Origin of the sequence: Algoriphagus aurantiacus (assembly GCF_035156405.1) — a bacterium.
GTDB lineage: Bacteria > Bacteroidota > Bacteroidia > Cytophagales > Cyclobacteriaceae > Algoriphagus > Algoriphagus aurantiacus.
On sequence record NZ_JAXRUT010000005.1, the window covers coordinates 116,928 to 129,603 of the forward strand.

Below are 12,676 nucleotides of genomic sequence, written 5' to 3' on the forward strand. Positions count from 1 at the left end.
AAACGCTAAACTTATCTGTCAATGCTACGTCATAATTTTCTCCTGTTCTATAGAAACTGTAAGCGATTTAAAAGCACATTTATAATCAATTTGATTGGTTTGTCTAGTGGACTGGCTTGTTCCCTATTGATTTTTCTTTGGGTGAATGATGAACTCAGTGTGGATAAGTTCCATGAAAAGGATAGTCAGCTTTATCAGGTGATGGAAAACCTAAAGGTGGTTGGGGAGATCCATACAACGGAATCAACACCTGGCCTCTTGGCCGAATCACTGCTTGAAGAAATGCCTGAAGTGGAATTTGCATCTCCAGCCTCTTGGGTAAGTGAATACAGAGTTTCTATAGATGATAAAAATATCAAAGCAAAAGGGCAATATGTAGGAAAAGATTTCTTCAATATTTTTTCCTATGACCTTATTGCTGGAAATAAAGATCAGGTATTGGCAGATAAAAACGCCATTGTTATATCCGAAAGCCTTGCAACCCGTCTCTTCAATACTACAGAAGATCTAATAGGAAAAGTTATAGAGATTGAAAAGGAAAAGCAATTTCTGATCACCGGTGTCTTCAAAGATGTACCCAATCATTCATCCACAAAATTTGATTTTCTGCTGTCTTATGAAGAATATAAAGATACATCCCCCTGGGTCTTGGATTGGAAGAACAATGCCCATGCAACTTATTTAATTCTAAATGAGGGAACTGACATTAATGAATTCAATCATAAAATTGCCGACTTTGTTGTAAGAAAAGGTGGGGAAAAACACGTTACATTATTTGCCAAATCCTATTCCGACAATTACCTATACGGAAAATATGACAACGGTATACAGGCTGGCGGCCGGATAGAATATGTGAAGATTTTTTCCATTATCGCTCTTTTTATTCTTCTCATCGCCTGCATCAATTTCATGAATTTATCTACGGCAAAAGCTTCCCAGAGAATAAGGGAAGTTGGTATAAAAAAGGTAGTTGGTGCCGACCGGAGGATGCTGATCCTACAGTATATGGGTGAATCCATGCTGATGAGTTTTCTATCGCTGTTTATTGCCGTCTTACTTGTCCAACTTTTTTTATCTGAATTTAATGGAATAACAGGAAAACAGCTCACAATTGGTTTTGACAGAAATCTTGTTTTATCTTTTTTAGGCATCGCTCTGTTCACAGGTTTCATTGCGGGGAGTTATCCGGCTTTATATCTTTCCCGTTTCGGTCCAGCCACCATATTAAAAGGCAATTTTATAAGTTCTGGAAGTGAACTGTGGGTACGAAAAGGATTGGTGATATTCCAGTTTGCAGTATCCCTTATTCTGATAGTATCCATATTGGTTATCTATCGTCAGATAGAATTTGTGCAGACACAACATCTGGGATATGATAAAGACAATATCATTTATTTTGACATGGAAGGAAAAGTGGAGTCAAATCCTGGGGCTTTTCTTGCGGAAGTGAAAAATATACCGGGAATAGTCAATGCCTCGAGCATAGGGCATAGCCTCGTAGATGGTGGCTACATGAACAGCGTAAGTACACTGCAATGGGAAGGAAAGAATCCGGAGGACATACTTGAAACCGAAAATGTATGGGTGAATTATGGGATGATCGAAACACTTGGTATTCAAATAAAAGAAGGGAGAAGCTATTCTCCTGACTTTGGTTCAGAAGATAATAAGATCATCTTTAACGAAGCTGCTATTGAAGCAATGGGCATGAAGGATCCCATTGGAAAAGTAATTAATGTACGGGGCAGTGATAGGCAGATTATAGGTGTTGCAAAGGACTTTCATTTTCAATCCCTTCACAAGAAGGTTAAACCTTTGTTTTTTATTTTAAGACCGGAAGAAACATATGTTGTCATGGCCAAAATAGCAGCTGGCAGAGAGCGGGAAGCCATTGAAAAATTGGAAGAATTCTATCATACCTACAATCCAGGTTACCCTTTCGAGTATAAGTTTATGGATGAGGCCTATCAGGCGCAATATGTTGCCGAGCAACGGGTTTCTGTTCTATCCAGTTATTTTGGCGGCCTTGCCATCCTGATTTCCTGTCTGGGTCTGTTTGGTTTAGCTGCTTTTACAGCTGAAAGAAGAACCAAGGAAATCGGTATCCGCAAAGTTTTGGGTGCCAGTGAATGGAAGATCATGGGACTGCTCTCCGGGGATTTCGCCAAAATGGTACTGGTGGCTATTGCCATAGCCTTGCCATTGAGTTATTATTTGACTTCAAATTGGCTGGACGGATTTGCCTATAAAATAGACCTACGATGGTGGTATTTTGTAGGAGCGGGAGCGTTGACGATGCTGATTGCCTTGCTTACCGTCAGTTTCCAGTCCGTAAAAGCGGCATTGATGAATCCGGTGAAGAGTTTGAAGAGTGAGTAGATTAGTATCAAGTATCTAGATTCTAGATTCTAGAGCCAAGAATCATGATACTAGAGTCAAGAATCCAGTGTCAAGATGTTTGTGTGAAAAATAATCAACTTTACCACTTTAAATCTTTACCACTTTCCAACTTGCTCGTACGCAATCTTTCAATTTTAAAATCTTCCAATTTTCCAATCTATTAAAAATGCTAAAAAACTTCCTGAAAATCGCCTGGAGAAATACTTTGCAGAAAAAGCTGTTCTCGGGGATAAATATTATAGGACTGGCTGTGGGGATTCTGACTACGCTGTTTATTTTCCTGTATGTAGCGGATGAGGTAGGGTATGATAAATTTCACACCAGGGCAGAAAATACCTACATGATCCGACATAACTACTTTATGGCGGATCAGGATTATGATTGGCATGAAACAGCTGTGCCCCTGGCCGAAAAAATGCGTGATCAATTTCCCGAAGTAGAGTACCTGACAAGCACCACAGCACCATTTGATTATTCTTTCCGATACGAGGACAGCATAGTGGATGAGATTAGAACCCTTCATGCTGATGGGGAGTTTTTTAATGTTTTTGATTTTAACCTTTTGGCAGGAAATCCCCAAACAGCACTGTCTGAACGTAATTCAATTGTAATCTCCGAAAATACTGTTCCTCAATTATTTAAAGGTCAAGAAAATGTATTTTCCGATCAGGCATTAGGCAAAACGCTTATTTTGGATGGAGAAGAATATACGGTTACCGGTGTGTTGGAAACCCCTGTGGAAAAATCCCATCTGCAGTTTGATGCCATTGTATCCATTCATGGACTGATTAATAACGGATATAGTAAAGAAACCTGGTTGCCTGCAGGTATAGTGAATTATGTGGTTCTAAGAGAAGGTTCTGAAATCGAGTCGGTTAATTCAAGGTTTAAACAGATTGAAGAAGAGTTCCTATGGCCTCAGCTGAATAAGCATTTAGGAGCATCCATCGCCAAACTGGAAAACAATAGAGCTCAATATGGCTATTATCTTGAGCCTATTCTGGAGATTCATCTGGTAAGAAATGGAAACCTGAAGTACATCCTACTATTTTCTACCACAGGTTTCTTAATCCTTTTCTTGGTCATCATCAATTTTATCAATCTATTTATTTCAAGCGCAAACAGTCGAATAAAAGAAGTAGGTATCCGCAAAACGTTGGGAGCCGGGAAGAACGAGCTTGCAAAGCAGTTCTTTGTAGAAGCTACTTTGCTTTGCACGATCGCTCTTACATTGGCACTAAGCGCGGTACCGTTAGTGATAGGTCCATTCAATAATTTTGTGGGCACAGAGTTAAGTTTATCTCAATTCAGCTCCCCTTATTATGGGGTTGCACTTTTGGGATTATTGGCAACTATTATACTGTTTTCATCTGCTTATCCCGCATTTTACTTAGGTTCAGTCAAAGCGATTAAGGCAGTAAAAGGCATTGGTAGTGGTAAACAAAGTGAAGGTAGAAGCGGTATTCAAAAGCCTTTTGTTGTTTTTCAATATGCTGTTAGCATAAGTTTGGTGATATGTTTTATTACCCTTTTTGATCAGTTGGCTTATATGCGGGAGAAAAACCCCGGTTTTACCAAAGAAAACGTTGTAGTGATGCCGGGGGCTTATTCTTTTGAAGGAAATCGTGAAGCTTTCAAACAAAAACTCACGGCACTTTCAGCGGTGCAAGCTGCATCATTTTCTTATGCTGTACCCGGAAGTAGCTTTGATGCGTTAAGTCTGTTTAGAAAAGAGGGAGAGGATAAGGATTTTCAATTTTATTGGATGAATGCAGATTATGATTTCCTTCATACGTACGATATAGAGGTATTGGAAGGCAGGGGATTTTCTGAAGCCATCCCAACCGATACTGCTGCGGTTCTACTGAATGAAGTGGCTGCGGCTCAGCTAGGGAAAGATGGACTTATCGATAGCTATCTCACCAACCATTTTGGTGAGAAAATCAAAGTGATAGGAGTGATTGGGAATTTTAATTTCGAGCATTTTAAGAATGAGGTTAAACCTCTGGCCATTGCCCTTTCCAGAACAGATTCATATGAACTTTTTGTCTCTGTAAAATTAAATCCGGGCAATCCCCAGCAAGCACTTACCAAAATAGAATCCTATTGGACTGAGTTGAATACCGGAGCCTCATTTAGGTATTCTTTTATGGATGAGCGTTTGAATAGTCTCTATCAAATTGAAGAGAGAGCTGGTAAGATCATAGGTTTGTTTACAGTTTTGGCTGTTATAATCTGCAGCTTGGGCTTATTCGGATTGATTACTTTTTCTGCTGCCAAGCGTACCAAGGAAGTTGGGATCAGGAAAGTGCTGGGTGCATCTGAATGGGAAATCACCTATTTGCTTTCCAAAGAATTTATGTTGCTGGTTTTAATAGCCTTTGGGATTACAGTTCCCATTACTTACATGGCGCTGGAAAGCTGGCTTCAGCAGTTTGCCAACAGGATAGAAATAGGGATGGGTACATTTTTGATTTCAGGAGTAGTTATTTTTCTACTATCAGGTTTGATCCTAAGCTTTCAGATTATTAAAACCGCTATGATAAATCCCGTGAAGAGTCTGAAGAGTGAGTAGTGCAGGGTGGCAGTTTCCAGAAAGTCTGTTATCATAAAATCGGTTTAGCTATTGCTCCATCAGGTATTCTTCCATATTGTCGGGATGGACTATGCTTGTCTTGGCTTCGGGATAGTTTGACTTAAAAGTCTGAGGAAAGCGAACTTTGCGTTTTTCCGACCACTTTAATTCAAAAGCATGCAAGCTGTCTGATGTTTCTTCGATAAGGTCTATTTCTTGTTGTTGTGTTGTACGCCAGAAATACAATTTTGCCCCTGTTTTTGGTGTTCGTGGTATTTCTTACGCTCTGAAATGAAGAAGTTTTCCCACAGTGATCCTAGATCCGTCAGGTTATTTAATTGTCCGAAATTATTGATTACTGCATTCCTTATCCCAACATCATAAAAATAAACTTTCTTTCCTTTTTTGATCTCATTTCGCACATTTCTGCTAAAAGCAGGCACGACGAATACCACATATGCTTTCTCCAGCAATTGTTTATATTTTTCTATTGTGCTATTGTCCGCACCAACCAATTGTCCAAGTTCCTGATAGGAAACCTCACTTCCAACCTGTAAAGCCAGGGCCTTAACCAGTTTCTCCAATAATGCGGGTTTCTTTACCTGCTCCAGTATTAGCAGATCCCTGTAAAGATAACTTTCAGCCAATAGCTTCAGTAATTCAATTTCCTCTCCTGGTTTTACTACTATTTCAGGATAATACCCGAATAGTAAACGCTGGTCTAACAGCCGCCTCTCTTCCAATAATCCATGGTGTTTACACATCTCTGAAAAAGATGAGGGGGAAAAGCATAAACTTGTATTTCCTTCCGGTAAGTGGTTCGTTGACGCGGTTTGCGAGTTCGAATGCGGAGGAACCGGATGCAAGGATCTGTATTCCTTTCAACTGATCGGTGATGATTTTGAGTGTTAACCCTATTTCCTGAATCCGTTGCGCCTCGTCAATAAATATGATTTTATTTTCGCCGATCAGAGCCTTAAGTTTTGTAGAAGTTGTGTTTGATAATAGCTCTCGGGTATACGACTCATCTCCGGTAAAGTATATCCATGGCTGGCCAATTTCTTCCAATACCGTTTCCATCAACGTTAATTTCCCTGCTTGGCGTGGCCCGAACAATAAGATAGCTTTTCCTTTAAACAAGCGACTTTTAATAGTGTCTTCAAGGTATCGGTTGATCTGCATTTGTTATTAAATTCAAACCAAAACATATTATAATAATTCTTGATTCAAATCGAAAATTACTATGTAGATAACCCTGACAACCTTTAGAATCATGAAGGCTGAATAATAAATAATGAAGTACAACCAATTAACCTTGAGGCGGTTTGAAGCCGTAGTAGATTTTCTAATGCATAATTAGTGTTTAAGGAAAGGTGGTCAGTTCAGGATCAGACCACAGCGATATAGACCAGGGCAGAGTGTGATCCAAGAATTTAGTTCAATAAGCCAATAAACGTCCACAGGTGATCACGGCAATCCAAATGGCAATGGAGATTAGTGCAGGTATTTTAAAGCGTAGGGAAAGGGAGTGCGTAATATTTGGGTCAATTTGACCTTTGTAAACAAATTTATGAAATAAAAGAGCGTTTAATGCCGCCACAATAAGCAATGACATCTTTAACCAGAAGGTCGGATCCAAACCCAGTGTTTCCGCATTGGTGATAAATAATAGTAATCCCGAAGGGATCACCAAGATTAACCCGCGCTGGGACCATGGTAAGAGAAAGCGGGACATACCTGTCAAGGGTAGATTTTTGGAAAAACCCAATAGACGAAAATCAAATAACAACGCACCTCCCACTAGAAGGACAATACCCAGAATATGGATAATCTCCAAAGCCGGATACATCCATAAAGATTGGCGGATTGCAGTCGCCCAGGTTGAATTCTCTAGCCAATAAAGGAGTTCCGGCACAACTATCTAAGCTCGTACCTCTTCTTGTCAACAAATATGCTTTCGGCTCGCATTTCTCCCTTTTCAGTTTTATGGGGGTATGCGATAATTCTTACTGAAGTTCCTTTTTTGATCATTTCCGCAGATAGTCCGCGTGCAGTCATGCGGCTTGCCGGAGCGAGAATAACCGTCCAGAGTTCATCCTGATAGTTCATCTTAGCTATCGTATGAGGATTCTCAAAAGTGGATTCTTCAATGGTGGATTCAAAATCCAGAACTTTAGTCTGGTCATAGTTAGCCCATCCATGATGCAGATACACAAAGGAGACGCTTAGAATAAATAGTAGTAGAAGGGATGTGTTTTTTAAGTTAATCATGGCCATTTGGAGTTTGATATAACTTAAAATTAACAAAAAAATCTATGTAAGTTACTTGTAATCAGTCTATTTTGATGATAAGTTGTTTGATGATTTTATCGAATTGTCAATGGTGTTCCATGGGATTTAGATGCTGGGATTTTAATTGCTTATTCCTTTTTGATCTGATCTCTATTTACTTTCCAAGGAATTTATTTTTTTGGTGTTAATAGCTTTTGGAATTACAGTTCTTATCACCTACATGGTACTGGAAAGATGGCTTCAGCAGTTTGCCAACAGAATAGAAACAGGAATAGGTACATTTTTAATTTCGCGAATTGTCATTTTCCTGATATCCGGTTTGATCCTAAGCTTTCAGATTATTAACCGCTCTGATGAATCCCGTGAAGATTAAGGGATAGTACAAAGTACTATGTACCAAAACTGCTGCTTGAAATATTGATTCCATTGATTGTAATTAAGGAGGGAACTGACTGCGACAGTGGTAATTACGGTTCATTTTTGATGGGGTTTCCAAGAGTTGAATTGCACGCCAGTGGGCGGAACTGTGCGCTTTTTGAGCTCAAACTGATTCAAAGTACGAATGCGGGGCTTCTACAGGGTGTTTTAGCTGGCATCGTTGTGGAAAAGGGTAATGTGCTCTGATATGGATCATTGGTTTGATTCATGGGTCATTAAGTGATCACATTACTCCGAATCATTATGTGTTACATTACTATAAAATCAATAGTTCTTATCATTGCCCTAACTGTCTTTTTGCCAAAGCTATCCAGAGCACAAGTAAGCTATTCTTCAGTGAAAATTCACAATCTCCATCCCAAACCCATCGTGAAAGCTACCATAAACGGCAAGCCGGCTTATTTACTGTTGGATACAGGATCAGATATCGACCTCTTGCATAGTAAAGCTGTCAAGAAGTATAATATTTCAATTAATAGAAGAAACATCGGATCCAAAGAAATGCTTGCTAGTGTCAATGGTATGGAGCGCACTTTTGATTATATCTATGATATTGATATGATGATCGGAGAAAAACATATTTATGGCAATTTTATTTCAATGGATATAGGCAGTATAATTACCTCTATTCACAATAAAACAGGGATGACCATTTCAGGTATCATTGGTTCTGAAACGATGAAAAACTATTGCTTTATCATTGATTATGAAAAGGCAGAAATTTTGTTGAAAAGCGGACGGGATTAGCAACTCACTTGCGCCCGTGCCATTGCTCCATTTACATTTTCATTCTATGTATCAGCCTCCCAGTGCTTTCCAACGGGTGTTATTGACTCATATTTGGAGAAAAATTATAAATTCAGTCAACAGGGGTAGTGAGGATTCTGATCCCGCAGAAGTGGCTAGACCCCGTCAATTTGATCCGTGAGAGCACAGGTCTTATCCTTAGTTTTGATCGGATTTTTCTCTGGTATTGCAAACAGGTTTCCTTATTTTTGGATTGATTATTTCACTTACCGCCCATGCAGAATTTCAGAGCTGAGTTGCTGGATAGCCTCAACCAGATTAAAGGGAAAGGGTCTTTTATGACAAGTCACGCTGTCCCTTTTGTCTTTCCCCGGTTACTCATTCAAAACTTAGGAGAAATCTCGTTTCCTGTCAATGAACTCCAGGCTAAGGCGTTGATCCAAGTAGCCCGTAAAGCACCTTTTGGAAAAGGTAGTCAGACCATCGTTGATGATGCCGTCCGGAGTGCATGGGAAATCGATTCGGATAAACTGCAATTCAACGGAAATGAGTGGGATAAGTTGATACAGGGAGTATTGACGAAGATCAAACCTGAATTAGGCATTGAAGATTTTGAGGTGGAAGCCAATCTCTATAAGATGCTTATTTACGAGAAAGGTGATTTTTTTTTGGCTCACAGGGATTCTGAAAAGGAAAGGGGAATGTTTGGTACACTGATCATTGGACTGCCTTCCAATCACTGTGGTGGCGAGCTGCTGATCCGGTTTGACGGGGAAGAAAAATCTGTTCATTTTGAGGAAGCCGCCAACGATTATAGAATTCCTTATGTGGCTTTTTATGCAGATTGCGAACATGAGGTAAAACCACTGACAGATGGATACCGGGTCTGTCTTGTTTATAATCTCGTTCAGAAGAAAACCGATAAAGAAATACAATTCGAACCTCTGAGCGGACATGCTTCACGACTGTCAGACATTCTGAAAAAGAGCTTAGTGGACAACGGGTTTTTTCCCGGAATCGTCTTGCTGGGACATCAGTACACTCCCGAAAATTTTTCTCTAGAACAGCTGAAACTAAACGACCGTCCTCGTGCAGAAGCTTTGTTGAAGGCTGCTGATTCCGCCGGGTATTATGCTAAAATGTGTCTGGTCACCTCTTACCTGACTGGTTCACCGAATTATGATGGATACGACTGGGACGATGAAATTGATGATGATGCCGAAATGGGAGAAGTCTATGATGATTCACTTTACATTGAACATTGGTTGGAAGAAGGCTATCCACCGTTACGTGGCATTCAGTTTAGTGAAGAAGACCTGCTCGCCACATTCCAGCTTAACGAAGGAGAGCCGATTGTGAAAGAATCCACGGGATATATGGGGAACTATGGACCCGACCTAGATCACTGGTATCATTATGGAGCGGTGATATTTTGGCCAAAAATAGGGCATAATGAGTTACTGCTTGGCCAGGATATAGGAAATCAACTGGAATGGATTGGTTATTACAATACGGTAAGAAAGCAGCTCTCCGAGATAGAAACCACCACTTGTGAAACAATCCTGAGCGCCATACTGGATAGTGATGGGCCAATGCAAAAAGTTGATTACAATGTAATCGCCGATTGGTTAATTGGATATGAAGACGAATCCTGCTTTGACAAGTTGGGATATCAGGTGCTTAAGCGTTATTTTCAAAAAATCAGTCCTGATTCCTGGTGTAGACTTGTGGAGGCTTATCCCGCTAAACATTTTGAAATTATCTTCAAAGCGGTAACCCAGAAAGGAGATGCTTCGTCTCTTTGGCATCTGATGTCAATTTTTAAAACTCTCTCAGATACAGACTCTAGAGGGAAAATTGTCTTTTCTCAGTTGCCTAAACTGCCAGAGTATTTTTCCTTTTTGGCCTCAGGCGAAAATGATAAAGCCTTGGTGAATGCTGAGGCATTGAAAAATCTACTATATCTTGAAAGTCTTCAACCTCAGGATAAAGAATGGGTGATCTCCATGAAGTCAGCCCTGACAGGATATCGCAAAAGAGACTATGTCAATTATGTTCTTGTACCAGTTGTTCTTCAATTGGAGAAGGAAACTTCCCTTTCCAAAGCATTATTTTTATTTGGAAAGGAAGAGTTACAGCTAAGAGTAAACAATAAACCTCAATCCCCCGCCAACTGGTCGCGGCCAGTTCCAGTAGTGAATTCCGATAAAAAGCTATGGAATTTCCTTTCTGGTTTTTTACAATCAGCGACAGAGGAGGTGCTTGATTTCAGGAGCAGACAAGCGGAAAGAGAGGCCTTAGAATCAGCTATAAGAAAGGTGAAGATTGACTTGAGAACTGAAACCATCAGGCAAGGTTCTCCCCACACCCTCCGTATTATAAAGACACAGGCAGCCTATGAAAAGGAAATGGAAGAGTGGGGGGAAGATGTGGTCTTATTGAAAAGAATGATCTAAACATTTGTAATTCTCCAGATAACAATTGAAGTCGGCTCAAGTTCTTCGCCAACGTCAGTGTCTTCACTGACGTTTTCCAAAAAAGACCATGATTTTAATTCATCAGGTTAAGAAAAGACATTAACCCAATTGGTTGCCTCACTTGACTTTATTCCAATAGATCTTAAGGTTTTTGGTGGATCTTCCAGATGCTATCAAGTCCAACCTGCCGTCTCCATCCAAATCTACAGTCTGTAAATCTTCACAGGTCATTCCGTTTTTGTCTATCCACATTTCCTCGCCAACGTTAGTGGAGACACTAACGTTTTAATATATATCCTTGATTTGAAAAAAATAACACTGCCCATTCTGATACCTCACTTGCTTTTATTCCAATAGATCTTCAGGTTTTTGGTGGATCTTCCGGATGCTATCAAGTCCAACCTGCCATCTCCATCCAAATCTGCGGCCTGTAAATCCTCGCAGGCCATTCCGTTTTTGTCAATCCAGATTTCCTCATATTTTGAAAACGAGCCGTTTTTGGGAATAAATAGTTTGACCCCAAATTCACCAGCCTCATTGGGGAGCCGCCATCCCACTGCGATTTGATCCGATCCCAAACCCAGAAAATCACCAACTGCCAGTGCGTGACCGTCTTTGAGCTGGGTGTGAAGGACATTTCTTTTTAGCTCTTTTGATTGTAAGTTTTGATCGAAACCTTCATATGCTACCAGCGTCGTGCCATGCATGGGCTCGATGGTAGCCAGAAAATGGCTGTTTCCAGCCCGATTCCCTAGCCGAAGTTCTCCTACACTTGGGTCTGTAGGGAGGTTGAGTTTTTCCTTTTCCCAAGTAGCATTTGAACGTGTTAAGAAATTTACCCCCTCTTTTCCTCCCAAAAGAACAGCATTATCCGATGCTTCACCGATTACATCCAAGTTATGAGTCAGGTGCATACTTTGATCGATTACCTTATAGTCCCATTCTTCAGAGGGGTTTTCCGGAAATTCATAGGCAATCACTTTCACACCGGTACCCTCTCCGTTTGCATTTCCTCTGCCGTGCAGGGGAACCACGATCAATTGTGCCGAATTGCCGGTCTTTACCCAGCGCATCCGATGTGTCGTCGGTTCATGATGGAGTTGTTTTGGTGTCCATTGTTGGGTGGGATCATCCGGTCGGATAAGGTAAATTACTGCTCCGGATTTTTCAGTGTCTGAAGTTTCTCCAGGATTCCATTGCGCGCCGACAGCGACTTCTACTTTTCCATCCCCATCGATGTCCTGCGCCGCAATGCAGACATTGTCTGCCTCAGTAAGATTTTCTGCCATCACATGCTTTTTCCAGTCTCCGTTTCCATACCAGACAAAGGCTTTTTTATCAGCCAAAAGGATGTCAGCCTTGCCATCGCCGTCCACATCACCAATAGCAACTCCATAGCCAATGGATATTTCGGAATCAAGAATTTGTGATTCAAAAGCAGGTTCTTTCTGAGTTTGAAAGATTAGAAACAAGTAGAAAACGGAGATAAAAGACATGGTTTTTCTGGGATGTTACTCTTTAAATATAAGGGATTTAGGAGAAAAATTGGAGAACATGATACTTTATCAAAGATGAAAGAAGGATTGAAACTTAGCTTTAATTCGAGTAATTAGATTTCGCCCGAGAGCGAACAAAAATGTTCGAAGTATAAACATGAAAAATAATAAAAGGCTCAAATCAAGCATTTCTGAGCCTTTTTTCATGGCACAAAAGTGGGAAAGCAAATGTGGTGCGAGAAAAGGCGAAT

At 40.4% G+C, this 12,676-nt stretch carries 11 protein-coding genes; 4 read left to right on the forward strand and 7 right to left on the reverse strand.

Annotation, left to right across the window (positions count from 1 at the left end):
* Positions 1 to 21 precede the first annotated feature (21 nt).
* Both SYJ56_RS07075 and SYJ56_RS07080 read left to right on the forward strand, forming a co-directional pair.
* Positions 22 to 2,379: an ABC transporter permease gene (locus SYJ56_RS07075; protein ID WP_323832948.1), complete on the forward strand. Its 2,358-nt coding sequence runs from the start codon at positions 22 to 24 to the stop codon at positions 2,377 to 2,379.
* Between the two features lie 187 nt (positions 2,380 to 2,566).
* The gene (locus SYJ56_RS07080; protein WP_323832949.1) at positions 2,567 to 4,975 is read left to right on the forward strand and encodes an ABC transporter permease; all 2,409 of its coding nucleotides are present in this window, start codon (positions 2,567 to 2,569) and stop codon (positions 4,973 to 4,975) included.
* Positions 4,976 to 5,023: 48 nt separating this feature from the next.
* Here the strand turns inward: SYJ56_RS07080 and SYJ56_RS07085 are convergent, their stop codons facing one another.
* The 5 genes from SYJ56_RS07085 to SYJ56_RS07105 all read right to left on the reverse strand — a co-directional run bounded on the left by SYJ56_RS07085 (position 5,024) and on the right by SYJ56_RS07105 (position 7,246).
* On the reverse strand, positions 5,024 to 5,221 hold the full coding sequence (locus SYJ56_RS07085; protein ID WP_323832950.1) for a hypothetical protein: 198 nt from the start codon (positions 5,219 to 5,221) through the stop codon (positions 5,024 to 5,026).
* Complete coding sequence (locus SYJ56_RS07090) at positions 5,185 to 5,739, reverse strand: ATP-binding protein (protein ID WP_323832951.1); 555 nt, start codon at positions 5,737 to 5,739, stop codon at positions 5,185 to 5,187. Before SYJ56_RS07090 ends, SYJ56_RS07085 begins: the two co-directional genes overlap by 37 nt.
* Positions 5,732 to 6,157: an AAA family ATPase gene (locus SYJ56_RS07095; RefSeq protein WP_323832952.1), complete on the reverse strand. Its 426-nt coding sequence runs from the start codon at positions 6,155 to 6,157 to the stop codon at positions 5,732 to 5,734. Before SYJ56_RS07095 ends, SYJ56_RS07090 begins: the two co-directional genes overlap by 8 nt.
* Before the next feature lie 256 nt (positions 6,158 to 6,413).
* Complete coding sequence (locus SYJ56_RS07100; protein WP_323832953.1) at positions 6,414 to 6,890, reverse strand: DUF6644 family protein; 477 nt, start codon at positions 6,888 to 6,890, stop codon at positions 6,414 to 6,416.
* Between the two features lie 2 nt (positions 6,891 to 6,892).
* On the reverse strand, positions 6,893 to 7,246 hold the full coding sequence (locus tag SYJ56_RS07105) for a DUF6152 family protein (protein WP_323832954.1): 354 nt from the start codon (positions 7,244 to 7,246) through the stop codon (positions 6,893 to 6,895).
* Positions 7,247 to 7,948: 702 nt separating this feature from the next.
* Between SYJ56_RS07105 and SYJ56_RS07110 the strand changes: the two genes are divergently transcribed.
* Both SYJ56_RS07110 and SYJ56_RS07115 read left to right on the forward strand, forming a co-directional pair.
* Complete coding sequence (locus tag SYJ56_RS07110) at positions 7,949 to 8,452, forward strand: retropepsin-like aspartic protease (RefSeq protein WP_323832955.1); 504 nt, start codon at positions 7,949 to 7,951, stop codon at positions 8,450 to 8,452.
* A gap of 275 nt (positions 8,453 to 8,727) precedes the next feature.
* Positions 8,728 to 10,908: a 2OG-Fe(II) oxygenase family protein gene (locus tag SYJ56_RS07115; protein ID WP_323832956.1), complete on the forward strand. Its 2,181-nt coding sequence runs from the start codon at positions 8,728 to 8,730 to the stop codon at positions 10,906 to 10,908.
* A 138-nt stretch (positions 10,909 to 11,046) separates the two neighbouring features.
* Here the strand turns inward: SYJ56_RS07115 and SYJ56_RS07120 are convergent, their stop codons facing one another.
* Entirely contained in the window at positions 11,047 to 11,181 is a 135-nt protein-coding gene (locus tag SYJ56_RS07120; RefSeq protein ID WP_323832957.1) for a hypothetical protein, read from the reverse strand.
* A gap of 83 nt (positions 11,182 to 11,264) precedes the next feature.
* Positions 11,265 to 12,425, reverse strand: a complete 1,161-nt coding sequence (locus SYJ56_RS07125; RefSeq protein ID WP_323832958.1) for an FG-GAP repeat domain-containing protein — start codon at positions 12,423 to 12,425, stop codon at positions 11,265 to 11,267.
* Positions 12,426 to 12,676: the final 251 nt, after the last annotated feature.

Bases quoted from the DNA above. Each gene is read 5' to 3' on its own strand.
- SYJ56_RS07080 (WP_323832949.1), top strand. From the start codon at position 2,567: ATGCTAAAAAACTTCCTGAAAATCGCCTGGAGAAATACTTTGCAGAAA.
- SYJ56_RS07075 (WP_323832948.1), top strand. From the start codon at position 22: ATGCTACGTCATAATTTTCTCCTGTTCTATAGAAACTGTAAGCGATTT.
- SYJ56_RS07110 (WP_323832955.1), top strand. From the start codon at position 7,949: ATGTGTTACATTACTATAAAATCAATAGTTCTTATCATTGCCCTAACT.
- SYJ56_RS07105 (WP_323832954.1), bottom strand. From the start codon at position 7,246: ATGATTAACTTAAAAAACACATCCCTTCTACTACTATTTATTCTAAGC.
- SYJ56_RS07125 (WP_323832958.1), bottom strand. From the start codon at position 12,425: ATGTCTTTTATCTCCGTTTTCTACTTGTTTCTAATCTTTCAAACTCAG.
- SYJ56_RS07095 (WP_323832952.1), bottom strand. From the start codon at position 6,157: ATGCAGATCAACCGATACCTTGAAGACACTATTAAAAGTCGCTTGTTT.
- SYJ56_RS07120 (WP_323832957.1), bottom strand. From the start codon at position 11,181: ATGTGGATAGACAAAAACGGAATGACCTGTGAAGATTTACAGACTGTA.
- SYJ56_RS07090 (WP_323832951.1), bottom strand. From the start codon at position 5,739: ATGTGTAAACACCATGGATTATTGGAAGAGAGGCGGCTGTTAGACCAG.
- SYJ56_RS07115 (WP_323832956.1), top strand. From the start codon at position 8,728: ATGCAGAATTTCAGAGCTGAGTTGCTGGATAGCCTCAACCAGATTAAA.